The sequence below is a fragment of the Candidatus Limimorpha sp. genome, assembly GCF_056203535.1.
In genome coordinates this window covers 1-26,061 of record NZ_JBADWU010000056.1, presented here as the reverse complement: position 1 = coordinate 26,061, position 26,061 = coordinate 1, and the positions used below count along the sequence as shown (strand labels likewise).

16 protein-coding genes and 1 tRNA gene are annotated in these 26,061 nt (G+C 45.8%); 9 read left to right on the top strand and 8 right to left on the bottom strand.

The window, feature by feature from the left end; translation table 11 throughout:
- The 4 genes from AC06MN_RS06800 to AC06MN_RS06785 form a co-directional block, all read right to left on the bottom strand.
- Positions 1-205 (bottom strand): hypothetical protein (locus AC06MN_RS06800; RefSeq protein ID WP_475671602.1); only part of this gene is annotated, 205 nt, incomplete at its 3' end.
- 63 nt (positions 206-268) lie between these two features.
- Positions 269-1,282 carry a hypothetical protein gene (locus AC06MN_RS06795; protein ID WP_475671601.1) on the bottom strand — a complete coding sequence of 338 codons (1,014 nt, stop codon included), beginning with the start codon at positions 1,280-1,282 and terminating at the stop codon, positions 269-271.
- A gap of 282 nt (positions 1,283-1,564) precedes the next feature.
- Positions 1,565-1,945 carry a hypothetical protein gene (locus tag AC06MN_RS06790; RefSeq protein WP_475671600.1) on the bottom strand — a complete coding sequence of 127 codons (381 nt, stop codon included), beginning with the start codon at positions 1,943-1,945 and terminating at the stop codon, positions 1,565-1,567.
- Positions 1,946-2,183: 238 nt separating this feature from the next.
- Positions 2,184-4,088 (bottom strand): hypothetical protein, encoded by a 1,905-nt coding sequence (locus AC06MN_RS06785; protein ID WP_475671599.1) that lies wholly within the window; start codon positions 4,086-4,088, stop codon positions 2,184-2,186.
- A gap of 524 nt (positions 4,089-4,612) precedes the next feature.
- Between AC06MN_RS06785 and AC06MN_RS06780 the strand changes: the two genes are divergently transcribed.
- Positions 4,613-6,046 carry a DUF4932 domain-containing protein gene (locus tag AC06MN_RS06780; protein ID WP_475671598.1) on the top strand — a complete coding sequence of 478 codons (1,434 nt, stop codon included), beginning with the start codon at positions 4,613-4,615 and terminating at the stop codon, positions 6,044-6,046.
- A 743-nt stretch (positions 6,047-6,789) separates the two neighbouring features.
- On the opposite strand, the gene AC06MN_RS06775 is transcribed toward AC06MN_RS06780, so the two are convergent.
- Positions 6,790-6,863, bottom strand: a tRNA-Pro gene (locus AC06MN_RS06775).
- Between the two features lie 250 nt (positions 6,864-7,113).
- On the opposite strand from AC06MN_RS06775, the gene trxB reads away from it, so the two are divergent.
- Together trxB and AC06MN_RS06765 are read left to right on the top strand one after the other, a co-directional pair.
- Positions 7,114-8,055 carry a thioredoxin-disulfide reductase gene (gene trxB, locus AC06MN_RS06770; RefSeq protein WP_475671597.1) on the top strand — a complete coding sequence of 314 codons (942 nt, stop codon included), beginning with the start codon at positions 7,114-7,116 and terminating at the stop codon, positions 8,053-8,055.
- Positions 8,056-8,262: 207 nt separating this feature from the next.
- A complete protein-coding gene (locus AC06MN_RS06765) occupies positions 8,263-9,216 on the top strand; it encodes a GSCFA domain-containing protein (RefSeq protein ID WP_475671596.1) in 954 nt (317 codons plus the stop codon).
- Between the two features lie 313 nt (positions 9,217-9,529).
- Here the strand turns inward: AC06MN_RS06765 and AC06MN_RS06760 are convergent, their stop codons facing one another.
- Positions 9,530-11,236, bottom strand: coding sequence for a SusD/RagB family nutrient-binding outer membrane lipoprotein (locus AC06MN_RS06760; protein ID WP_475671595.1), 1,707 nt, complete (start codon positions 11,234-11,236; stop codon positions 9,530-9,532).
- Between the two features lie 153 nt (positions 11,237-11,389).
- The gene (locus tag AC06MN_RS06755; RefSeq protein WP_475671594.1) at positions 11,390-14,719 is read right to left on the bottom strand and encodes a SusC/RagA family TonB-linked outer membrane protein; all 3,330 of its coding nucleotides are present in this window, start codon (positions 14,717-14,719) and stop codon (positions 11,390-11,392) included.
- A gap of 244 nt (positions 14,720-14,963) precedes the next feature.
- Here AC06MN_RS06755 and AC06MN_RS06750 point away from each other — a divergent pair, with 244 nt between their 5' ends.
- Positions 14,964-16,505, top strand: coding sequence for a sodium:solute symporter family protein (locus tag AC06MN_RS06750; protein WP_475671593.1), 1,542 nt, complete (start codon positions 14,964-14,966; stop codon positions 16,503-16,505).
- A 298-nt stretch (positions 16,506-16,803) separates the two neighbouring features.
- Here the strand turns inward: AC06MN_RS06750 and AC06MN_RS06745 are convergent, their stop codons facing one another.
- Positions 16,804-19,944 (bottom strand): class I tRNA ligase family protein, encoded by a 3,141-nt coding sequence (locus AC06MN_RS06745; protein WP_475671592.1) that lies wholly within the window; start codon positions 19,942-19,944, stop codon positions 16,804-16,806.
- A gap of 232 nt (positions 19,945-20,176) precedes the next feature.
- Between AC06MN_RS06745 and AC06MN_RS06740 the strand changes: the two genes are divergently transcribed.
- The 5 genes from AC06MN_RS06740 (at position 20,177) to AC06MN_RS06720 (ending at position 25,923) form a co-directional block, all read left to right on the top strand.
- Complete coding sequence (locus tag AC06MN_RS06740; RefSeq protein WP_475671591.1) at positions 20,177-20,371, top strand: hypothetical protein; 195 nt, start codon at positions 20,177-20,179, stop codon at positions 20,369-20,371.
- Between the two features lie 4 nt (positions 20,372-20,375).
- Positions 20,376-21,800, top strand: a complete 1,425-nt coding sequence (locus AC06MN_RS06735; RefSeq protein ID WP_475671590.1) for a bifunctional metallophosphatase/5'-nucleotidase — start codon at positions 20,376-20,378, stop codon at positions 21,798-21,800.
- A 215-nt stretch (positions 21,801-22,015) separates the two neighbouring features.
- Positions 22,016-23,326 (top strand): hypothetical protein, encoded by a 1,311-nt coding sequence (locus tag AC06MN_RS06730; RefSeq protein WP_475671589.1) that lies wholly within the window; start codon positions 22,016-22,018, stop codon positions 23,324-23,326.
- A gap of 236 nt (positions 23,327-23,562) precedes the next feature.
- Entirely contained in the window at positions 23,563-25,308 is a 1,746-nt protein-coding gene (locus tag AC06MN_RS06725) for a hypothetical protein (RefSeq protein WP_475671588.1), read from the top strand.
- Positions 25,309-25,542: 234 nt separating this feature from the next.
- Positions 25,543-25,923, top strand: a complete 381-nt coding sequence (locus AC06MN_RS06720; RefSeq protein WP_475671587.1) for a hypothetical protein — start codon at positions 25,543-25,545, stop codon at positions 25,921-25,923.
- Positions 25,924-26,061 lie beyond the last annotated feature (138 nt).

Here is a 26,061-nt window from a genome sequence, read left to right as displayed (position 1 = left end):
TCTTGTAGAACACCCTTCCAAGGTCAATCTGTGCTTCAATGTCGAAATACAGGGTTTGGAAAATGACGCAGCCGTCGCTGGTGTTCACGCAATCCCAGCCTTCGACATAATAGTCCGATTCGGTCTTAAATAAAGTTGCATCCTGTGCCTTTGCTCCGAAAGTCACTGCCAAGGCGAAAAGTAAAAGGGTAATGTGCTTTTTCATTGCTGTAGTTTTTTAGATGGATTGTCTTTGTTTTTCAAAATATGATCAACAACTTTATTTGACTTAATCAATAGATGGGTTTGTCGGGCCTGTGTGCAAAACACCGTATGTGATGGAAATGTCATGGCCAAAGTTTGTTTGCTGAGTCGGGTCATTACCTGCAATATTTCGTACGTATCCATAGCCAAATCTAACCTGGACACTTGCAACCATACATCCAAGTGGGCGGTACTCGTCTATTATGCCTGCGCAGGAATCAAAATTATACTCCATATCCTCATGCGAAATCACTTCGTTGTAAAATCCACCCAAACGGAAATATAAACGAGAAAACAAATCGTTTGGAGAAGGGGTGACTGTGTCTATCAAATCCAAAGGATCAAAATACTTACTGCTATGAATAGTGTAGTATATTTTCCCTTCTGATGTTTCCGGGGTGTGAACCAACTGGTTGAGAAGTCTGTTCAGCTCAGCTACAGCAACAGTATTACCTGTATAAGTCAGATTTGGATCTAAATAACTGCTGCAATTGTCTTCGCTGCTGAAATGGAATCCACCGAAAGCCTTTTCACCATTGCCATAGGTTACAGTGACATGGGTTTTCACCGCGCCGTCTTCCTGAATTTCGCACTTGATGAAGCGGAAATCCTTGTCTTGAAGGTCAAGGTTCCTGTAGTAACTGCGTATTTCATTGAAAATCTGCTTGTAGGCATCGTTGAGGTCGGCAAGCGACACCATGCCGTTGCTGATGTTCACATCCGTGTAGATGTCATCGAACATGATGTCGTCGAACTGTTCAACGACATTGCCGAAGTCGTAGTTCGACAGGTTGGTCAGGAACCAGTTGGCATCCTCGACCGTCATCATTTCACCTCCTTTGCTGTCACCCATGAGTTGCTGCTTGAACTGCTCAAGGTAGGCGTTCATGTCGTCAATCTGCTCAGGGTGAGTGATGCTGGCGCATTGAGTCCCATTGGCTTCGGGAGTCTTTGTCTCGTTGTCTTTCTTGCATGATGCAAAGATTGTCAGTCCCATCAGTACGATGGCGGCTAAAAGTGTTGTGTGTTTGTAATTCATCTTATTGAAGTTTAAATTGTTAGTTTTCATTGGCAATGTTTCCCTATTGCCGGATTTTCTTATTACACATGACATTCCGTTATGAAAGGAATGTTTATCTTCGCAGCCGAAAGGCTGCCTTTAACGATACGCGCAAGGCGTTAGTGAGGACGTTGTTGCAACTTGAGGTGCTTTTGCGGAAGAAACAGTTGCCACACCATCGTTCCGCAAGCACCTTTCCCTTTTGGTTCGGTTGCTAAATGAACTTGTTTTTCCAACTCATGGCTCAAAAACTTTAGTTACTTAATCTGTTACCGTAAACTCACCATAATACTCATCTCCATTGGGGAGCGTAAAGGTGACCATGTAATCCCCTGCATTGGGAATGTAGAACTGCATTCCGCTTGGGGTAAGCATTGAGAGACACTGGACATTGCCGCCCGAAATGGTTTCCACCTCAACGACCACTTGGCCGAGGTTTTCACTGAAAGACACCATCAGGTTGTGCCCATTGAGCGTGGCATGAATGCTTTCGCCTTTTTCGGGGTTACTATGACAGCTCTTTTTCTGTAGAAATATGATATACTCGTCTTGCTTTGTTCCTTCCGCACCATGTGCGAAACCCATAGCTGCCGACGAAACGAACAGCATGAGCATCAGAACGGTTTTGAATTTTTTTGCCATATCGCTTTTTGTTTGAGATTTGCATCGGCAAAAGTAGAATCGCAAAACAAAAACGGTGGTGGACAAATGATGGAAAGTTGATGGAAATTGTTGGACAAAACAACAATTATGATATATATGATTAAAAATCAATTATTTATTGTTTCACAACAATTGATTTCTAATTATAGAGATGCCGTCTGACAAGACTTTTGGACATCAAAAAAATCAAGAAAACGAACCTCATTGGCAGTTTTTACTATCGAAGACCAGCCTGTCTTTTCATGAAATCTGTCAGATTTTCGTCGGTTTTAAGATACTCCTGTAGCCGGGCTGTCTTTTTTTTCACCGCACCGTAGGTCAAATTCAGCAAGGCGGCCATTTGTTTTTCTTCCAAATCGAGCAGATGCAGATAGCAAAGCAGCAAATCCTGCGACTTTATCCGAGGATAACGCTCGCGCAACTGCGATTCCAATTCCCCGAAATGCTGATTCACCACACTGCAAAACTGCAAGCCAGTAGCTTCGTCAAGCACCACTTCCTTATGTTCAACGGGAAGGTCTCGGGTCGTGATGCTACGCAACAGAACCGAATCCCTGATTTTCAGGCACACCGGCTCGCTGAAAAAGGCTTCGCCCTTATCGGACTTCTTCTCCGACACGGCTTCTTTTTGTTTCACCATTTCCAGTTTCAAGGCTTCGGTTTGGGCTTTCTGTTGCTCGAACCGTTTTTTCGCTTCGTCCAGTTTTTTGCTTGCTTCGGCCTGATGCTGCTGCAATTGCTCGTCGAGTTGTTGCCTTGTGGCTTCCAATTGCTGTTTTGCCTCGTTCTCGGCAGCCTTTAAGCGATTTCGTTGTCTTTTTCTCAAAGCTAAGGCTAAAATGAGAAGCACTGTCAGAACAATAGGAATCAATATGAAAAGGGTGCGCTTCACGGCCTTTTGCTGAGCCGACTTTTGTTCAGCCTCGGTCTGCCGTTGCTGTTTTCTGTTTGCATAGTCTTGGTACAAGGTACTCAGTTTTGAGGTTTCCGATTTATTATCGACCCCTATGCTTTTATATCGAGCCATGAACCGGATATAGGCTTCCTCTTTTTCGTGCTCGCCGAGACCGCCATAGATTTCTGAAAGATGGTCGGCAGTTTGGAGTTTTATTCCAAGGTCAGTCTTTCGGTCAAACACAGGCTGTAAGTATCTGAGGGCGGAATCATAGACGCTTTCCCTGTAATAAATGTATCCAATGGTATGATATCGGGTCAGCCTTTCATCATCATCTTCGGCTTCAACAGCCATCCGTTTTAGCGTTTGCAATGCGGCATCGCCTTTTTGGTGATACAAGTAGTCATTCAGTGCCCAGCTTGAACGCAAGTCGCGATAATAAAGGTTGGCGGTGTCGGGCATCAGGGTTAAGGCTTGTGCATAATAGTATTTCATGCTGTCTATTTCTTCCAAAGCAGCATATTCCACTCCAATTTTAGACAAAGTGATGGGAATGCTGAAGGCAGAAAGAGGCGCTATGCGAAAGAACGCCAAAGCCTGTTGGGCACAACCGATGGCAGGTTCCGACATATATTGGTCTGAGAACAATCTATAAAGCCTATTGAAAGTCAGAGCCAAGATCTGTGCCTTTTTGCCTGTTATGTCTTCTGTTTTAAAATGGTTTTCCATAAGTTCCACCGCTTTCAGGTATTCCGTGCAAGCCTCAACCAAACTGTCACGCTCATAAAACCCCACACCATTAATGTAATGCGCCCGCGCATCAAGAAAGACAAGGTTGTCGTTTTGGCCGGGAGATTGCGGATCAAGTCCGCAATGGTGGCTTCGAGGCTGAGGAGAGTCGTTAAGGGCAATTGTCAGGCTGTCGAAGTAATCCACCGCTTTCAGCAGTTCTTCGCGGTTGGTCTGCTCGTAATCGTTCTTATAAAGCAATTCGGAAAGCAGCATCTGGAAATAATGCCCATCAAATGTGCTCAGGCTATCCGCCTGCGGGGAGGCAGCAAAATCCACCAGCACCATCAGCGCACTGTCGGGCTGCTGCCACATCAGGCTGTTGATGGCTTGCAATTGTTTGTCAGGAGACGCGATTAATCGCGTCTCTACGGGGTGCCGCGTGGAACAAGCCGCAAGAAACACGGTAAGAAACAATATGAAATGTTTCAGTTTCATCGGGGCAAAATTACAAAAAAACACGGACAACAACCTAGGCACAGATTGATTTTAGGGAGCTAACGCATTGCGTTCATCTCACGATATTTTCAGGTTTTGCGAAATCACAAACTGCTTCGCGCTCAGCCTATGTTTTGTGAGAATTAAAAAAATAACCTGTAACGATAATAGTTGTTTTTTTCGTTTCGCTAAACGCAAAATCGAAGATTACCTCACTTCGTGTCGGTGAAATGCTTTGCATTCGACGTAGTCAATCGGAGATTTCGACGTAGTCAATTATCGTAAATGAATCATTAATTACAAAAAGTTATAATTATATGTATATCAGTTAATTCACATTAATTTTTTGAATAATTTGTGGCAATTTGCGTTCAACAGGAAATCAATGGCTAATGTTTAGATGTGTTACAACTTATTTTTTAAGCGTTACTTACATAGCCACATCTTTCTTTATCAAAAATTTCAGTTTTGGCGTATTACAAAAACACTTATTTTTGCGTAGAAAAATTAAAAATTCAATTATCATGAAAAAAGTAACATTATCCTTTATTCTTTTGGTTTTCATGCCTTTATTTGGCATTTCGCAAACCGAAATCCCCGTTTCATTCGATGAACGTGCCGACCTTCTGAGCGTGGTTTTCCGCTTGGCGGGTTGCGAAGAATACAACGATTGCCGGATGAAAGATTATGCCGCAGCTGTCGATTCCTGTTTTGCACCTTACAAAGACCACGAGGTGATTGCGCTGGCAAAAGAATACCACGAAATAGCAGTCAGTTACGATGCCGTTGTGAGTTATGCGCTTCACCTTGTTTTACCAACTGACAATCAAGGACTTATTTCGATTGACAAAAATTTCAAAGAAGGCGGCGACAAATCTTTCGACCGTTGGACCGAGCAGCAGAAACAGGTTTTTCTGAAGCCGCTTTCCGATTTCTATCACAAGAGCCATTTTCACGAATGGTATGAAAGCACGCTTCCCGTTAGAAACCAAGCCACTGAAACTTTCAACAACGACATCCGCCCTGCGCTTGACTTTTCTTGGTTCGACACTTTTTTCGGGCCTTGCAAAAACGCTGATTTGAGAATTTATCTCAGCATTTTAGTCGGTCCAGGCAACTACGGCTGCTCTTCACAACGCATTGACGGACAGAATGTTTTATCGCCCGTCATCGGATGTGCGCAACCTGATTCGTTAGGCAATGTCTATTATAAAGCCAAATCCGTGATGCCAACGGTCATCCATGAATTTTGCCATGCTTATTGCAATCCTCTGAATGCGAAATATTGGGCCAAGATGGAGAAAAAAGCCGACAAGGTTTTTGAATTAAAGAAAGAAGAGTTGACGTGGCAGGCTTACGGCTCGTCCCTCACCATGATGGACGAAACCTTTGTGCGGAGTTGCGTCATCAGATACATCATGGCTCACAATCCAAATGCCGACCTCAATTCTCTGATTGCCAATGAAAAAAGTTTTCTTTTGACTCAAACCATGGTGGAATCCTTGGCGCAATACGAAAAGCAACGCAATGTTTATCCCGACATTGAAAGTTACATGCCGCAGTTAATCAAGGATATTAACGGATTCAACGTCAGGAAATACAAAAAGGAGCTGAAAGCCTATCAAAAGCAGTGCGCACATGTCGTCAGTTGTAGCATCAAAAACGGCAGCACCGACATTTCGGCAGGAAAATCGGAAATGACGATTACTTTCGACAAACCTATGCAAAACAGCATCGCCCTTGGCTATGGCAATGATGGTGGAGAGTTTCCAACTTTGGCTGGTCCGCTCAAAGAATCATTTTCGTGGAGCGAAGACCAGAAAACCATTACCGTTCAGTTTGACCTGAAACCCGACACGCATTATTCTTTCAGCATTTTGGGAGACCATTTCTTTTCCGTTGATGGCTATCCGACTGTTGGGACACATTTCATTTCATTCACTACGAGGAAAGAATAGGATTTCGGCGGTTGATAATCAATTGATGAAAAAATTAAAAAGGAACTTCGGCAACAATGTCGGAGTTTCTTTTGTTAGAATGCCTGTAGAGACGTTGCATGCAACGTCTCTACTTTTTATTATCTGATAACCAAATTGACAATTTTTTTTCGGCATGTAAATCAGTTAATTTACAGTAAATTATTGGTGTCCGAAAAATTGTCCCAACTACAATCAACATTTTCTCTTCTTTAATAACAAGGATTCTACTGTGTTTTAGAAATTATTGCTGTCCGCTAAAAACCGACATGGAGCCATTAGTGAATTAAGCTACAATGAATTATGATGCTTTGGTGAAAAAGAGACTTACTTTTCAGCAGCTTAATAGTCACCATAATTCTAAGGAAAAAGCACTGTGACTGAAGTGTTGAAAGCCTGACTGGGTTGGGCGCGGTGCCCATGGGCAAAATGCGGGGCAGCGTCCGCCCAAAGGACAGACTAAGTGTTTAAGCCTTAGGGAGCTGCATTTATGTTCCGCGACTTAAGGCTCAGACACTTAGGCTGGCCGTGCGTAGGGCCGATGATTTTGCCCTTGACTCTTTGGTTACTTTCTGGTCAAGCAGAAAGTGACAAGAAAATGACAATTTGGCTGTCCGCTAAACTTTTAGCGGACACCAATATTTAGAAATAGTGAAAGACAGATTTATAATGTAGAATAGGCCAATAAAAAAACGGCATCAGAAAACGCTGTGCCGTTTTTCAAGTCGGAGCGGCCGGACTCGAACTGGCGACCGCTTGCACCCCATGCAAGAATGCTAGCCAACTGCACCACGCCCCGATTTGCGCTGCAAAGATAGGAATTATTTTTCAATTGCAACAACTCTTCAATAATTCTCTTATCTTTGCCGAAATAAATTTGAAAGCAGCTCATTGAGCCTTTCGAGATGACAATGATTTAAGATTTAAAGATTTAGTATTTAAGATTCAAAAATCAGGTGCTTACAACAAATCGAAAAAGTCTAAAAGTCAAAGAGTCAAAATGTCTAAAAGTCAACAAATAAACAAATAAACATCAAACACACAAACTCATGGAACACATTGAATGTTTAATCATAGGATCAGGTCCTGCTGGCTACACGGCGGCCATTTACACTTGCCGTGCCGACATTAAAACCGTCGTTTACGAAGGCATCCAGCCCGGCGGTCAATTGACACAAACTACTGAAATTGAGAACTTCCCAGGTTATCCGCAAGGCGTGAAAGGCCCTGATATGATGGATGAAATCCGTCAGCAGGCCGAGCGTTTCGGCGCCGACATCCGCATGGGCGAAATCACGGCTATCGATGCTTCGCAAAGACCTTTCAAAGTAACAACGGAATACGATGGCGAGATTCTGGCCGATTCCATCATCGTCGCTACTGGTGCATCAGCTCGTTATTTAGGTTTGCCAACCGAAGAGGAATTCAAGGGCGGCGGCGTTTCGGCTTGCGCTACCTGCGACGGCTTCTTCTACAAAGGAAAAGATGTGGCCGTGGTCGGCGGCGGCGATACCGCTTGCGAAGATGCGACTTACCTCTCGAAACTCTGCAACAAAGTGTATCTCATCGTGCGCCGCGATGTGCTGCGTGCTTCAAAAGCCATGCAACACCGTGTGCTGAACACGCCTAATATCGAAGTGCTTTGGAAGACCCAAACCAAGGAACTTTTCGGTGAGCAGCAAGGCTTTATGAAGAAACTGAAAGGTGCAGTTCTGTTCGACAGCGACACCAAAGCCGAGCGCACCATTTATGTGGACGGTTTCTTTGAGGCCATCGGTCACATTCCGAACACCAGCGTCTTCAAAGGCATCCTCGACATGGACGAAGAAGGCTACCTCATCACCAAGCCGAAATCGACGGCTACCAATGTGGAAGGCATTTTTGCTTGCGGCGACTGCCAGGATCGCGTGTATCGTCAAGCCATCGTTGCAGCTGGCACTGGCGCTATGGCTGGCATTGAAGTTGAGCGCTTCTTGATGGCAACGAAATGATTTTTCTTGTCAAGAATTTGAGAATTTGAGAAACCTGTCGGACGTGCTGGACAAAGCGCTACGGAAGTCCGTTGGAATTAGAGACTTTCACTTCGCTCAAGGAACGCGAAGCGGTTCACAGAAATTCCCGTGCGAAGCGCAAACTTCAAGTAGGTCTGTGTCCAAAATTCTCTAATTCTCAAATTCTTGATAAAAAGAAAGAAAACAATGAACCTTTCCACGGAAATAAAAATACAACCTATTGAGCAGCGTATCGTCTACGGCGATAAGCTGCTCTTTTTAGGTTCTTGCTTTGCCGATGAAATAGGCAATATTTGCAAAGGCTTGGGTTTTGATGCCTTGGTCAATCCGTTTGGCGTGCTGTTCAATCCGGCAAGCATTTGTCAGTCCGTGGAGCGATTGGAAAGCGGAAAAGATTTCACGAAAGATGATGTGATTGAAGTCGGCGGTGAATTTTATTGCACTTTCAGCCACAACACTGAATTTTGGAATCCTTCGCCGGAAAAACTGCTTGAAACGGTAAACGGCAGTCTCAACTCTGCACGACAGCATTTCCTGCAAGCCAAGTGGATTGTCATCAGTCTGGGCACATCGTGGATTTACCGCCACAAACAATGCGGCCTGATTGTCTCGAACTGCCACAAACTGCCTTCACAGCTTTTTCAACGGGAATTCCTCACAACGGAACAATCAACGGAATTATTATCACAACTCGTTGAAAAACATAAAGATAAACAATTCATTTTCACCGTTTCACCTTTGCGTCATTTGAAAGACGGTTTACACGAAAACCAAATCAGCAAGGCTGCATTACTTTTGGCTGTCGAAGAAATCTGCAAGCGTTTTGGCAATGCGCATTATTTTCCGGCATATGAAATCCTTTTGGACGAATTGCGCGACTACCGTTTCTACAAAGAGGATATGATTCACCCGACCGAACAGGCCGTGCGTTACATTTGGGAGCGTTTCACAGACTTTGCCATCGCCGAAGGCGAACTGCCCGCCATGAAACAAGCTCAGGAACTCAAACTGATGCTGCAACACAAGGTTTTCTTCCCTGAAAGCGAGGCTTTTCGGAAATTTGAAGCCGTGAAAAACAACAAGATGGCAGATTTTGAAAGGAATTATCCGAAAGTCAAAGCTCAGAATTTGGAACATTGATTTTTATGAGTTACAAATTCATTTGTATAAGAAATGATGTCCTCCAAAAATAGATTCCTCCGTTTGTGGGATTGTTTATTACGACCGATAATCTTCGTTTTCCTGACTTTGACAACTTTTCTTAGTTTTTTTGTAACGGTTTAATACACAGTGATTAAGAAAAAGTTTTTGGGTGACTTGGGTGACGCATAGTCAAAGTCTGGAAATATACAATTTTTTACGTAATGCCATTTTCCTGACACCATTAATCCAACAAAAGCAAAAAATAAAGGCGACCCTTAACAGGCCGCCCATATTTTAAAAACTTCATCGGTTATCTTGCCGAGGTCTTCGTCATCCACCACACAGGCGTTTGACGGCTGTCGCCATTCGACATTGTGCCGACTTGCGTCGTGTAGTTGTCGTAGTTGTATTCCACTTCGTTCTGAGGATATTCCATGCGGAATGAGGTCAGCTTGGCGTGGTTGGTGGTGGTTGGCGTTGCCCAAGTGCGACGAGCCAAAGACCAGGCTTCCTGCGGTTCGCGGAAGAGGTTCAGCCAGCGTTGCTGATATAAGAATGGCAGATATTTTTCATGAGGCATATCATAATGATAACTTGGATCCATGTAAAGGGCATAGTTCATGATGTTGGCTGTCATGTTGTTGCTCCAAGCCCAAATGTCATGACTGCCAATATAACTGGTGTATTGCGGATAAAAGTAAGTCCAGCGGCTGGTATTCTGTGGCAGATGCGTCCAGAAGAGGCACGACTGATAGATGCCTTGACGGATGGTCTCTTCAGGTCCCATGCTTGGTGGCATTATGCCACCAATGTGACGAAGTTCAATTTCGGCCTTCATAAACAGCACATCGGCGTAAGTAATCAGTATCTGAGGAATGTATTTTTCATCACGGGTCAGATAGTAATTGATAGGTGAGAACAGGCAGGCAGGACCTTTGAAGGTGTAGTTGGCATCGCGGGTTTGAGCGTATGGTGTGCCGCCTTCGTTTGGCGTTTCCAACGTACGGATTTGTGGATAAGCGTGCCATGCGCCATCAGGGAAACTGTCAGTCTTGTGGCTGGTGTCGAAGAAAATGAAGGTACGATAGTCGAAAATGCCGCTGCCGTCCATGTCGTTGGTATTGCTCAGGCAACTCCAGACGGTTTCGCCCATGCGGAGGTTCTTGTGCTCACGGAATGCCCAGTTCATGTCCCAACTTGTGTTCAACACGCTCGGCCACAGAGCAATGGCACCTCCGGTAGCCACGCCACCCGATGCACTCAGGACTGAATAATTGAAATTGTAGGCATCGACCAGCAATGGTTCAGCAAAGGCAGGTTCTTTGTCATACATGCGCAAGCCGTGGCGCAAAATCAGTGAATTGGCAAATTCGGCCCATTGCGTGTAATTGTTGCTGAACAGCACATCGTAACCCAACTTATAGTATTCGTTTTCCTTATAGGTCATTTCAGGATTTTCAACCAGAATGTTGCGTGCCCATTCCAGTTCCTTCAGCACCGATTCATAAATGTCTTGCTGCTTATCCCATTTCGGCTTCATGTATTCCGAATTGTCGGCACCTTCCCAAATGCGGCCAGCCTGCGTGTAAGGCATATCGCCGAAAATATCGGTTACTTTAAAGGTCTTATAAGCCTTTAAGATAATAAGTTGCGCACGGACTTTGTCGCAAATGGAATCATCGCCTTTTTCTACGCAATAATCATCCAAACGCTTTTCAATTTCGCGGATGTTCGATAAAGCACTGTAATAATTCGACCAAACTGAGGCCGTTCCGATTTGCGAGTTGCCCCAGGCATCGGAGATCAAGGCGGCCAGTTCCGTTTCGGGATAAAAGATTTCGTTCTGCAAATAGAACATGTCATTCGAGGTCTGCTGTAGCGAACTGACCACGCCGTTGAACAAGGCCTCGACCGTTGTTCCCGTCGGACTGAACGGGTTTTCGTTCATTTCTTCAAATTTCTTGGTGCATGAAGCCAAACCAAGCAATACGACTGATATGATGATTAACTTTTTCATTGTCTTCAATATTAAATGATAAGTAACTGTTCAAAATTAAACTTCAATTTGGATTTCGAGGCTGCGAGGTTGCGGGAGTTCGAGATGTCTCGAGTTCTCGCGACCTCGATGCCTCGTTTTCAATATGTAAACTGAATTTTCTCATTTACTCAATTACAGACTGACTTTCAATGATAACATAAATGACCTTGTGCCAGGATAGGAAGCATATTCCAGACCTTGTGCATTGCCCGAACCTTGCGTTCCTTCCGGATTGATGTTGTCGGGCAAAGTCTTGTAGAAATAGAACAAGTCGCGGCCAACCAACGAGATGGAAACCTGCTTGAAGAAATTCTGCTTTTCAAGCAAACGTTGCGGCAGATCGTAGGTCAACGAAAGTTCGCGCATCTTAATCCATGTGTTTTTCACGATGCCAGGCGTGGTGAGGTAATTGCCCCAGCCGCCAAAGTTCGGCATGTATTTGTAAAGATAATGGACAACATTTTCGTTTTCGTAAGCCTCGCCTGTTTCGGTATTGATGCAATAGCCAGGCAAAATAACACCGTAATTGCCAATGAGTTGACCATTTTCATCATAGAATGGAAGGCCGTTGCCATCGCGTTCATAAAGCGTTTCAAGGCTTTGACCGGTCTGCATACCGATGACGTATGAACCGCAGTAAATCTGACCACCGAGTTTAGCGTCAATCAAGGCATAAAGCGACCAATTCTTGTAGGAAGCCCTGAGGTTGATACCGCCAGTGACCAATGGAGCGCAGTTGCCGACGGGAACGCGGTTTTCAGTCTTCAAATATTCCGTTCCTTCTTCATTAATCAAAGGAAGTGGGTTGCCATTGTCATCGTAGAATGGACCAACGACAGTGCCGTTTGGCATGGTGTATTGGTAAACATAATCCCAACCGTAAATGGTGCCGTAATCTTCGCCTTCAGCAACGGCAATGGCAGGGCCGTTAGAACCCCAAATTTCGGAAAGCATATACATGTCGGAACCTCCCAAATCGACGATGCGGTTCTTGTTGCGTGCCAAATTCAAGCCGACTTGGACAGCATAATCCTTGCCTTGGGCGATGTCGTAACTCATGATGGCTTCTATACCTTTATTGGTGACGACACCCGTGTTGATGGTGACGTAGCTCGAACCTGATGATGGTGCCACAGGCGAAGACAGAATCTGATCCCATGAATAAATGTCATAATAGGTGAAATCTAAGTTGAAGCGTGGTCCCAAGCCGAGGTCAAAGCCCAATTCGTAGGAACGCTGACGCTGCGGTTTCAGTTCCAATGGCGGAACTGTGGTCGGCAAAGTGGCCGAAAGCTGGTTGCCGAATGAACCTGTGTTATAGGTGTAAGTCAGCTGATATGGTTCGGTATCGCTTGCCGTTTTAGCCCACGATGCTCTCAGTTTCAGGAAATTGACAGGACCCCAATTCCAATTCTTGAATGCCGATGTCGGCACAAAACTCAAGGTCGTTGACGGGTAGAAATAGCTGTTGTTGTTGATTGGCAAAGTCGACGACCAGTCGTTACGGCCTGTGACATCCAAGAACATCCAATCGCTGTAAGCCAAGTTGAAAAATGAGAAAACAGAATTCACTTGCTTTTCCCAACGTGATTCGCCGAACACTCTTTCTGATGCTGAAGTGTAGTTGTAAATGGTGTAAAGGTTGGCATACGACCAAGTGCCCGATGCACCGTTCAAGCCTTCGCGATAACCGTAATATTGCTCAGCGCCGACAGAGAATTTCACATTGAATTTCGAACCGAAAATCTTGTCTTTATAAGCGGTCAACAGGAAATCGGCATCGCGCGTGATTGACGACACTTTGTTCTTCGAGTAATAACCACCAGCCATGCCGTCGATGGTCGTTGGTCTGTTTTTGGTCGTGTAATTATCGTTGTTCCAATCCAATGCGACTTTTGCACTGGCATTCAGCCAAGGCGTAACATCGTAGGTCAAACGGATGGACCCATACATTTTGTCGCGGTCGAGGGTCGTGTTGTTGTTGTGGAACGACCAGAAAGTGTTGCTGTAAATGTATTGGTAAGGATAGCCGCTGAACTGGTTCATTGTGCCGTCAGGATTTTCGTAAGTCGTGCTTTCGATGCCCTGCCAGCTACGCGGCCAGCTGTAAAGCAAACCTTTGTTGAAATTGCTGTACGATTCACCGATTTCAGGCGAATTCAAGCGGTAATAATCCAAATAGTTGAAAGCAACATCGACCTTGATTTTTTCCGAAACATTAATCAAAGTACCGACATTCACGGTTGTCTGACGCAAATTGCAGTTGTCGATGATGGCATCGGTTCTCGAATCGGTGAACGAAACGCGGATGGAACCAAAATCACCGGCATTCTGGAACGAAATGTTGTTGTTCATCGTGTGGCCGTTCTTATACAACATGCTCAGATTGTCAGGCTGCGGCGAATATTTACGGATTTGGCCGTCCCACCATTGAACGCTTTCGCCATTCATTTCAGGACCCCACGAAACAGCACCGCCATAGTAACCGAAAGTGGTGTTGGTCGGCTCGCCTTCAGGACCATTGTCGACACTGTAAATGCCAGGATATTCATAAACCTGATTGCCATCTTCGTCAAACAGACCTTCGACAGGTGTCAAAGTCGGCGTATTGAAAGTAATCGGGCCGCCGGCACCATATTTGTTCTGAACTTTGCGGTACAAATAAGGCTGCGTAATTTTGTAACCGAATGAATAAGTGAGACCTAAGCCTTTCTGCTTGGTACCTTTCTTTGTGGTGATGAGCAACACACCGTTACCACCGCGCGAACCGTAAAGGGCTGCTGCGGTAGGTCCTTTCAGAATGTCGATGCTCTCGATATCTTCCTGGTTGATGTTGTTCAAGGCTGTACCCCAGTCGCGGCCACCGCTCCAATCGGTCAGGCCGCCTTCGTTGGTCATCGGCACACCGTCGACCACAATCAGAGGCTGGTTGTCGCCGAAAATGCTGTTGTTACCACGGATGACGATACGCGACGAACCACCGTCAACGCCAGTAGGATTGATGATTTGCACACCGGCAGAGCGACCGCTCAAGGCACTGATGACGTTGCCCGAACCTGAACGCGCCACCAAATCGCCGCCGATTTCTTCGGTTGCATAACCCAACTCGCGCTTCTGACGCTTAATGCCGAGAGCCGTCACAACGACATCGTCGAGCATTTTCGCATCAACATCAAGCGTGACGTTGATTTTGTTTTTCCCATTGATGGCAACTTCCTTGGTCTTAAAGCCAACGAAACTGAAAACCAATGTTTTCTTCGCATCCGTGTTGATGGAATAATTACCATCCAAATCGGTAACGGTGCCGTCGGTGAGGCCTTTCACCTGAATGGTCACGCCGGGCAAACCTAAACCATCTTCACTCGAAATGACCTTTCCTGTAACGGTAATGCTCTGTGCAAGCGCCGAAAGAGGCATTATGAGCACCGCAAGAAAGAGAAAAAGTAGATTTTTCCTATTCATAATCAGAGAATTAAATTAATACTTAAATACTATTATCCTATTTTAGGAAAACAAAAATAGGAACTTTTTCGATTGGTATAGCTGGAAAACGCAAATTTCAGCAAATGGAGTATTAATTATGAATGAAAAAAGATTAACGCGATTATGAAAAATAAACGCAAATGTCCGCAAATGAATCAATAATTATTTGATTATCAAATTAATGAAAAAATTCATGGATAATTCATGGCAATTCGTGTTCAAAATGAAAAACGCAAATGACAACAAAACCCGTATTTTTGCAGCGCGAAAGTTCATCATCATGTCAATCTCGTTTTTAACCTTAATAGGATTGCTTTTCACCATCGCGTTGATTATCGCCGTTGGCACCACTTCGGGCAGAAAGGTGAAAGACGCCAGCGACTTTTCGACGGGAAGCGGCAAAGCCGGCACTTGGATTGTTTGCGGCACCATCATGGGAACCTTGGTCAGCGGGCAAGCCACCATTGGCACGGCGCAACTGGCTTTCAGTTACGGCATTTCAGCATGGTGGTTTACATTGGGTTCAGCTATCGGATGTCTCATTCTTTCAATTGCTTACGTCATTCCGTTGCGGCATAGTGGCAACGTGACTCTGTTGGAAGTCGTTTCAAAAGAATACGGCAAGAAAGCCGAAGCCTTAGGTTCGCTGTTGTGCTTTTTGGGCATTTTCATCAGTATCATTGCGCAGATTCTGTCGGCCTCGGCTTTGCTGCAAACGCTTTTTCCAATCAGTTTTTTGGTCGCGGCCTTGATTGCCATTGCTTTGATGATTGTCTATGTCGTTTTTGGCGGCGTTTGGGGTGCCGGCATGGGCGGCATTGTCAAGCTGGCTTTGCTTTATGTCAGTGCCTTGATTGGCGGCATTGCCGTTTTCGGACTGGCCAAAGGCTATTCCGGACTGATGGAAACCTTGCAAGACATTTTCTGCAATACGAATTTGGGTGAAATAAATGAAATCAGTTCACAAGAGGCTGTGAATCATCGCTATCTGAATTTATTGGCACGCGGCCCGATGAAAGATTTAGGTTCGTGTCTTTCGTTGATATTGGGCGTTTTGGCCACACAAACCTACGCGCAAGGCATCTGGTCGGGGAAATCGGACAGCGCGGCACGCAAAGGCTCGCTGCTATGCGCTTTACTGACGCCGCCCATCGGAATTGCCTGTATTTTAATCGGTTTGTATATGCGCGGACATTACATCACTTCCGATGAATTGGCCGTTTTAGGCACCATTCCCGATGGCATGGCCGTGATGACATCATCGTCCCAGGCATTTCCGCTGTTTATCCTCAACCATCTGCCGAAACTGTTTGGCGGCGTGGTTTTGGGCACTCTGCTCATCACGATTGTAGGCGGCGGTTCGGGATTGTCGCTGGGAGCCGCAACCATTTTGGTGCGCGATGTTTTTTATAAAATCAAGCCGAAAATCAAGGATTCGAAACGCAACTTGCTGATTTCAAGGCTTACAATCGTTGTTATTTTGCTTTTAGGCGTTGCAGCGGCAGCATCGTTTTCGGGCAGTTTCATCAACGATTTGGGATTCCTGTCAATGGGTTTACGCGCTACGGCAGTGTTTTTGCCACTCACCTTTGCCTTGTTTTTGCCGCAACACATTCGCCCGAAATGGATTCTCGCTTCGATGATAGCCGGAACCGCCATGTTGCTGGCAGCCAAGTTTGCAAGTTTGCCTGGTGACCCAATGTGGTGGGGATTGGGCGTTTGTTTGGCATGTTGTGTTGCGGGATTTAAAAGAAAAACAGCTTAAATTTGACCTTCAAAATGAGCCAAAAATCATCATTTTTTTGTTAAGAATCTGTTTTTGAATTTATTGAAAACTTTTACAGGTTTATCAAAATTTGGTGGAACGTAACGGCGCACGGCCGTGCGTCTCTATATGCCAATAAACTGTGGCAAATCGAGAGAAAGGAGATTCACTGTATTGTCCGTAGAGACGTTTTGCAAAACGTCTCTACCGCCCCAAACCAAATATATACGGTAAAACCAAATGAGGAAGGGCGACCCCACAGGGCCGCCCTTCCATTAATAAATATGTTCTTTATACCTTATCCAACTACCAGATTGACAATCTTCTTCGGCACGTAAATCAGTTTTCTGACCTGCTTGCCTTCAATCCATTTGGCGGCTTCAGGAGCGGCCAGCACTGCGGCCTGAACTTCGTCGGCGGTCATCGTAAGCGGCAGTTCCATGTTGAAACGCATCTTGCCGTTGAACGAAATCGGGTAGTTGAAGCTGTTTTCAACCGTTTTCGATTCATCGTAAACAGGGAAGGAGGCTTCCACAACCGAATTGTAATGGCCTAAGAGATGCCACAATTCTTCGGCGATATGCGGTGCGTATGGTGAAATCATGATGCACAATGGGTCGAGGATTTCGCGCTTGTTGCACTTCAGGTCGGAAAGTTCGTTCACACAAATCATGAAGGCCGAAACAACCGTATTGAAGGAAATGCTTTCGATGGCGTCCTCTTCCTTCTTAATGAGTTTGTGGAGGCATTTCAGTTCGGCAGCAGTGGCAGGTTCGTCCGACACGTTGAATTGGTTGAATTCGTCGTGATAAAGACGCCAGAACTTGCGCACGAAGCGTAATGTGCCTTCGATGCCTTGCGTATCCCATGGCTTCGACTGTTCGAGTGGTCCCAGGAACATTTCGTAAAGGCGAAGCGTGTCGGCACCGTACTTTTCAACGAGGTCGTCAGGGTTCTGCACATTGTATTTCGTTTTCGACATCTTTTCAACTTCCGAGCCGCAAACGAAAATGTCGTTGCCATCTTTGTCCTTTTCACAAATGAAGATGGCATCTTTCAGGTCGTCTCTCCATTCGCGGAAGGCTTCAATATCGAGAATGTCGTTGTGAACCATGTTGATGTCGACGTGAATCGGGTCGCTGTATTCATCGCGGCCTGTATAATTCTTGGAAACGAAGATAAGTGTTCTCTTATGGGCAGGTCTGTCGACGAAGGATGGAACATCTTTACCTGCAACGGCATCCTTAATCTTTTGCTCGACAAAGTTTGTGCCGTTGATGCAGTCGTCCATGATTTCGCCATTCGGAATCATCAGGATTTTATAGCCTTTGCTTTCGGCGTATTCTTCCCAAGGTTCGGCTAATTTTTCAAGGTTTCCGACACGTTTCACATCCAGAATGATGCCTTTTTCCGGGCAGAAGAAATCGAATTGGCGGCGGCCATCCTTGAAGTTCTTGATGAATTCGACGCCTAATTTCTTATCCTTAATGATGTGCCAAACGGCATATTCGCACAGTTTTTCGATGTTGACGCGATAAGCGAAACTCGAACGGCCCTGAATCATGCCTTGGTTAATCATGCGTTGGAAAGGCTCCGCCTTGCAGGAGAGGCCTAAATCGTAAAGGAACTTGCACCAGAAACGGCTGTAAATCAAGTGGCCGGTGGCATGTTCGGCACCGCCGATATAAAGGTCGACGTTCTGCCAGTAATCGTTGGCTTCGCGGCTGAAATATTCCTTGTCGTTGTGCGGGTCTTCGTAGCGCAGATAGTAACCGCTTGAACCGGCAAAACCAGGCATGGTGTTGGTTTCAATCGGGTAGCCTTCCTCGGTGACCCAGTTCTTGGCGCGTGCCAATGGCGGTTCGCCGTTTTCGGTCGGCTTGTATTCGTCGATGGAAGGCAGCATCAGCGGCAGTTTCGATTCGTCCATGGCGTAAGGCATGCCATCCTTGTAGTAAATCGGGAATGGCTCGCCCCAGTAACGCTGACGGCTGAAAATGGCATCGCGCAGACGATAGTTGGTCTTGCCTGTGCCCACGCCTTTCTTTTCTAGTTCTTCAATCATGCGCATGATGGCTTTCTTGACCGGCATTCCATCGAGGAAACCTGAATTGACCAGTTCGCCATCTTTGGCATCGAAACTTTCTTCCCATGTGGATGGGTCGGTGGTTTCGGAACCTGGCTTTTTCACCACTTGGATGATAGGCAGGTTGAAATGACGAGCGAAGGCGAAGTCGCGGCTGTCGTGAGCCGGAACAGCCATGATGGCACCCGTGCCGTAACCCATCAGCACGTAGTCGGCAATCCAGATGGGCAGCTTGGCACCCGTAATCGGGTTGATGCCGTAGGCACCTGTGAAGGCGCCGCTGACCTTGCGGACTTCGGCCATACGCTCACGCTCGGAGCGGTTCTTGGTGCGGGTGATATATTCTTCCACTTCGGCGCGTTGCTCGTCGGTGGTGATTTGCATGACCAATTCATGTTCGGGAGCCAAGACCATGAATGTGGTTCCAAACAAGGTGTCGGCGCGGGTGGTGAACACCTCCAAGTCGATATCCTTGCCTTCAACGCCAAAATGCACCGAAGCTCCCATTGACTTGCCAATCCAGTTGCGCTGCACATCCTTGACGGAATCGCTCCAATTGACCGTTTCGAGGTCTTCCAAAAGACGATCGGCGTAGGCCGTGATACGCAGCAGCCACTGTTTCATCGACTTGCGGACGACAGGATAACCGCCGCGCACGGAAAGACCGTCGGCGACTTCGTCGTTGGCCAGCACGGTGCCCAATTCGGCGCACCAGTTCACCATCGTTTCGGCCTGATAAGCCAAACGGTAGTTCATCAGGATTTCCTGTTGCTGTTTCTCGCACATGGCATTCCATTCGTCAGCAGTGAAATGCAGCGGCTTGCTTTGTGCCACATTCAGGTTTTCAGCGCCGTGCTTTTCGAAATACTGAATCAGGTTGGCGATAGGTTTGGCTTTCTTGCAATTGTTGCAATAATAGGAGTTAAACAATTGGATGAAAGTCCATTGCGTCCATTTGTAATATTGCGGGTCGCTGGTGCGGACTTCGCGGTCCCAATCGTAGCAGAACCCGATTTTGTCCATCTGCTCGCGGTAGCGGTTGATGTTTTTTTCGGTCGTAACGGCAGGGTGGGTGCCAGTCTGAATGGCGTATTGTTCGGCTGGCAGACCGTAGGCATCATAGCCCATCGGGTGCAGCACGTTGAAGCCTTTCAGACGCTTGTAGCGGGCATAAATATCGGAAGCGATGTAACCCAGCGGGTGGCCCACATGCAGGCCTGCGCCCGAAGGATAAGGAAACATGTCAAGGACGTAGAATTTCGGCTTGTTCTTGTCGATTTCCACTTGATAAATCTTGTTGTCGCGCCAGTATTCCTGCCACTTCTTTTCGATTTCGGAAAAATTGTAATCCATATAGTTAGTGTTTTGTTTTGCTCAAAAAACGATAAAATCACGCCATGCGAGGCATGACCATGAAAAAATCGTGCAAAGTAACGAAAAAACGTGCAATTATGGCTGGATTTAATTGGAAATTCTTAGAAACCGATTCCGATAATGCCATGAATTATGCGCAATTAAAATCAAAATTTCATCTCGTAATTGAGAAATAACTACATTTGCACCATTAACTTTAAAATCTATCATCATGAAAGTATTTGTCAACGACACGGAATTAAAGACTTATTGCGGAGCAAAAGTGAAGGCTGCGGTTTTAGCTTATATGAAAGCCAACAATTTACCGTTGAAAACCGATGGCATAGAAGTAAAAGATGCCTACGGAAACATCATAGATTTGGATGGTGCTTTACGTTCCAATACGAAGATTTACGTTAAATTGTAATGCTATGAAAAAGATTTTCAATATCTTAACTGCCGCTTTGCTGGCATTGTCCTTCGTTTCGGGCTGCACGCCAAAAGAACAGAAACTATATATTCTGAGCCTCAACGACCAGCACGGCAATATTGACAATTATCCTCAATTTGCGGCTTTGGTCGATAGTCTGCGCACAGTCCATCCCGATTTGCTGCTGTTTTCGGCCGGCGACAACCGCTCGGGCAATCCTGTCAACGACCGCTATTCCGACATCGCCCGCCCTATGGTGGAATTGATGAACAAGGTCGGTTTCAATCTTTCTTGTTTAGGCAACCATGAATGGGATGCTGGTCCAATCGGCTTGCGCAATGTGATGGGCTGGGCCAATTATCCTTACGTTTGCGCCAACGTCACTTTCGACGATTCGCTCAAGATGCCTGTCAAGCCTTTCGAAATCATCGAATGGAATGGCTTGAAACTTGGTGTAATCGGTGCCATTCAGTTGGGGATGAACGGTTTGCCAGACTTTCATCCGAAAAATGTCGGCGGTTCACATTTCCGTCCGGCAAACGAAGTCATTCCGGAATATCTTTATCTGAAAGATGAATGCAACGCGCTGTTTCTGCTTTCGCATTGCGGCTACGAAGATGACCGTGAATTGGCCGAGCAGTTTCCACAGTTTGATGCCATTTTCGGCGGTCACACCCATACCAGAGTTTCGGAAACGCAAATCGTGAACGGCGTAATGATCACCCAAGCCGAAAGCAAGGTGAAATTCGTGACTTTGAGCACTTTCACTTTCAAGAACGGCAAAATCGTTGACAAACAGGAAGAATTGCTTTCGGTGCGCGATTTTCCGCATCGCAATGCCGAAGTGCAAGCCATGGTCGACAATTACAACAATAATGAATTTTTCTCCACTGTAAAAGGCTATAACTTAACGGCAATCGATAAAAGCGAATCGGTAGGTTGCCTGATGACTGATGCCTTTCGTTTCATTTTGAATGCTGATTTTGGATTCCAGAATCCTGGCGGCGTGCGTTACGACACGCTTTCGGTTCGCCCCGTCACGATGAAGGATTTGCTGGCTTTGGATCCTTTTAATAACGAAATCGTGCAGTTCAACCTGACGGGCGAGGAAATCATTCGCCTGATGAAATGCTGTTATGTCACCGACCACGGCCCGATTTACTGCTCAGGATGCACCTATTCCTATTCGGAAGATGAAAACGGCGAAATGACTGATATTGAAGTCGTTTTGGAAAACGGACAGCCTTTGGACATGGCCGCCACCTACAATGTGGTGATGAACAGTTACATGTCGTCGGTTTTCAATTATGAACACGAAGACGAAGGCCGTTTCACATTCCGCACCTCCAACGACCTAATGCTTGAATATCTGTCGCAACATCCTGATATTGATTATGGTAATACATCACGGGTAACTGAAAAATAAATGTTCTGGCTATTGGCTTCTGGCTTGGCTTCGCTGCGGGTTGCGTTTTCGTCCGATAGGCCAACTGGCGGCGAAGCCAAGCTAATGGCCAATGGCTAAAAGCTAATAGCTAAAAAAATAGAAAAAACCGAAAGTTTGGCACGATAATCGCATATAACAAGGAAAAGCAGCAATGCGAAACAAACAGAATGTCAAACCCTAAAAAACACACCATCATGAAAGCAAAGAAAATCTTTATGACGATCCTGGTAATGATGGGATTCGTCATCGCAAAAGCACAAGGTTATCCACCTGAACTGGCACTTGTTTCACAGCCGGTGATGACCTACAACGACTACGACAACACCATCACCCTTTACTATGATGTCCAGAACATCGGCGATGCGCGTTACAAGGGTTATGTCTACATTTATCTTGACCCAGACGACGGCTACTATTACGCTAAAAAGCGTGTCAACGTATGCCCTGGCAGAATCAAGAGAATCGCCATCGACATTCCGGCCTACCGTCCGAATCCTTCATGGACTTACACGGTAATGCCTTATTACTCACTTGGTGCCGAACTCTACTCTTTCACCACTTTCGAATACTTCGAGCCGCTGACTTTCTACTGGAATGGCCCACGCACCGAAGTCTTCTATGTGACGGTAGTCCCTCCACGCCCAAGATACTACACACGTCCGGCTGAGTTTCGCTTCTACTACGACGGCTACCGTCCGCCAATGCCACCTCCAATGGGTTACGGTCCAGGTGCTCCTATGCCTCCACATCACAACCCGATGCATCACACCTATAGCTACCACTACAACAACGGCGGTTATCCGGTGAATCACCCAGACCACTATGGTGAGGGATATGCTCCAATCAACGGCAACTCACAGGCTACGGTTCGTCCACACAATCCGGGCAACACGCCAGGCAGCCTAAGCTCACGCGATGAAGGCAATGGTGGCGCAAATGTCAACAGCGGCTCAAATGGCGGTGCTACGGTTCGTCCGAACCCTACCAACAACCTGAATGGAAATGGCGCAACGACCCGCCCGAATAATAGTGGCACAAGCAGCAACCAGAACGGTGCTACAACACGTCCAGAAAGTAACTCTAACAATGGTTCCGGCAACGTGAACCGTCCGAGCAGCGGCAATTCGTCAAGCTCAGGCAGAACAGGCACAAGCAGCTCCAGCAACGTTAGCCGCCCGAACAGCGGAAGCTCATCAAGCTCAAGCCGTCCAAGTTCAGGCAGCAACTCCAACAACGTGAACCGCCCGAATAACGGCAGCACAAGCCGCCCGAACAATAGCGGTACAGGCAGCAGTTCAGGCAACGTGAGCCGTCCGAACAGCGGAAGCTCATCAAGCTCAAGCCGCCCAAGTTCAGGCAACAGCTCCAGCAACGTTAGCCGTCCGAGCAGCGGCAATTCGTCAAGCTCAGGCAGAACGAGCACAAGTAGCAGTTCAAGCAGCCGCAGTTCTTCAAGTTCTTCAAGCTCTTCAAGCCGTGGTGGTTCATCAAGCCGCAGCAGATAAAACAGACAGTCCAAAATGAAAAAATCAGGCTGACGATTTCGCCAGCCTGATTTTTTCATTTTGACTATGCGTTTCATTTTTTTGTAATTTTGCCACCGATGAAGCCAAAGCGTTTTATATGGTTTTTTACGGTCCTTCTTGCAGCCTGTTCCTCGCGGCACCCTGTAGAGACGCGATAAATCGCGTCTCAAAATGACGCGTCTCCAAACCAGCAATTACAGGCCATCGACAGCCTGATGTGGCAGCAGCCCGACAGCGCCTTGACGGTGATGATAGATTTTGCAGCCACCCCGAAGGCGGATAGCCTGAGCACGTTTGACGGGCATTATTTCCAGATGCTGCTCTCTGAACTGCTTTATAAAAACGATTGTGAGCAAACCAACCGAGAGGATTTGCTGAAGGCGGTGGATTATTTCGATTCGTTATGCTACCGTAGAGACGTTTTGCAAAACGTCTCTACCCACAGCGACATCGCATTTTTGAATGCCCGGGCGCATTATATTAATGGTGTGGGCAATTATGAAAATGGAAATCTTGCGGAGGCTTGCGCGGAATATCTGAAAGCCGTAGAAATTATGGAAAGCCATTATAAAACAGAAAACATAGCAGGTAAAAAAGCACAGTTTATGGCTTTGGCTTTCAACCGCCTTTATGATTTGTATTCCGACCAATATATGGCGGAACCTGCCATCGGTTGTGCCCGACAAGCCTTGACATTCTTCCGCATCGCACCTCTTTCTGCTTATAGCGTTCCTATTACTTTGTATAAAATTGGAATACAATATGCAGACAGAAACGACATAGACAGTGCGGAATACTACTATGCTAAAGCCTTAACCTTACTTCCCGATACCGCCAATCTTTATTATCGCGATTTGTGTTCGAGTATGGCTTGGTTTGACTATGAATGTTATCGACGAAATATTTCAGCGTTACAAATTCTGAAACGAATGGCTGTTGAAGCCTTTGATGAAGATGAAAGGTTGACCCGATATTTTGTTATTGGATACATTTACTATCAGGAAGGCCTCATGGATTCCGCTCTCTGCTACCTGCAGCCTGTGTTTGACAAAAAGACAGATCTTGAAATAAGACTCGTAACGGCCGATCATCTTTCCAAAATTTATGGCAACCTTGGCGAACACGACAAAGAGGAAGCCTATATTCGTTTCATGGCACAGTATAAAAGCATAGGAGTCGACTCCAAGTCGGAAGCCTCAAGATTGAGCATTTTGTATCAAGATTACTTGAATAGAAAACAGGAACGACAGGCTGAGATTGGGCAAAAGTCGGTTCAAAAAAAGACTGTGAAGCACGTTCTTGTCGTGCTGACACCTTCTCTACTAATAGTGTTTTCCATTTTAGTGTGGATTCTGAAAAAAAGGAGCAAAAAGCATCTGAAGGCTACTGAAACTGCGGCAAAACAGCAATTGGAAGCCACAAGGCAACAACTCGACGAACAGCTACAACAACATCAGGTTGAAGCAAGCAAAAGAATAGACAAAGCGGAAAAACAGCTCGAACAGCAGAAAGCCCAGACCGAGGCCTTGAAACAGGAATTGGCGAAACAAAAGGAAACCAAAAAAGAAAAGAAAAGCGACAAAGTAGAAGCATTTCTCAACGAGCCTGTGTGCCTGAAAATTAGAGAATCTGTCCTATTGCGCAGCATTACGACCAGAGACCTTCCTGTTGAGCACAAAGAGATAGTGCTTGATGAGGATACTGGCGTTCTGTTTTGCAGTGTCGTGAATCAGCATTTCGAAGGTCTGGAAACAAAGTTGCGCAAGCTATACCCAAAAATCAAGGCACAAGATGTTTTGCTCTGCTATCTGCATCTGCTTGATTTGGAAGATAAACAAATGGCAGCCTTGCTGAATTTGACATACGGTGCCGTGAAGAAAAAGACAGCCCGTATGCAGGAATATCTCAAAACCGACGAAAATCTGACCGATTTCATGAAAAAACAGGCTGGACTCAGATAAAAAAATATCATTGAAGTATGCTTGTTTTGACCTATTTTGATAATCAAACGCCTTTTCAGACGGCAGAATGAACATTCAAAAACCATTGTGACAAACAATAAATGTTTGATTTTTAACAATATAAATCATCATTATTTTGTCCAACAATTTCCATCATCTTTACATCATTTGTCCACCACCATTTTTGTTTGGTGAGGCTACTTTTGCCGATACAAATCGCAAACAAAAAGTGATATGACAAAAAAATTCAAAACCGTTCTGATGCTCATGCTGTTCGTCTCGTTGGCAGCAATGGGTTTCGCACATGGTGCGGAAGGAACACAGCAAGACGAGTTTAGTATTATTATTACGAAGAAAATTTCTCATTGTGGCACCGAAAAAGGCGAAAGCATTCATGCAACGCTTAGAGGTCACAGTTTGATGGTGTCTTTCACCGAAAACCTCGGCCAGGTAGTCGTTGAGGTGGAAACCGTTTCGGGCAGCAACGTCCAGTGTCTCTCAACCATTACCCCAACCGGAATGCAGTTCTACATTCCCAATGCAGGGGATTACATTGTCACCTTCACACTCTCCAATGGAGACGAGTATTATGGCGAATTTACGGTAACGGATTAATTAGGGGCAGTCGGGAAATGTTGAAAACTTTTTTAACAAATTGATTAATAATTCATTAGAATTTTGTATCTTTGATATTGGGAAACAGAATTCCCCCAACCACCGCGAAAAAGTGAAAATTGGGGGAATCGCAAAAAA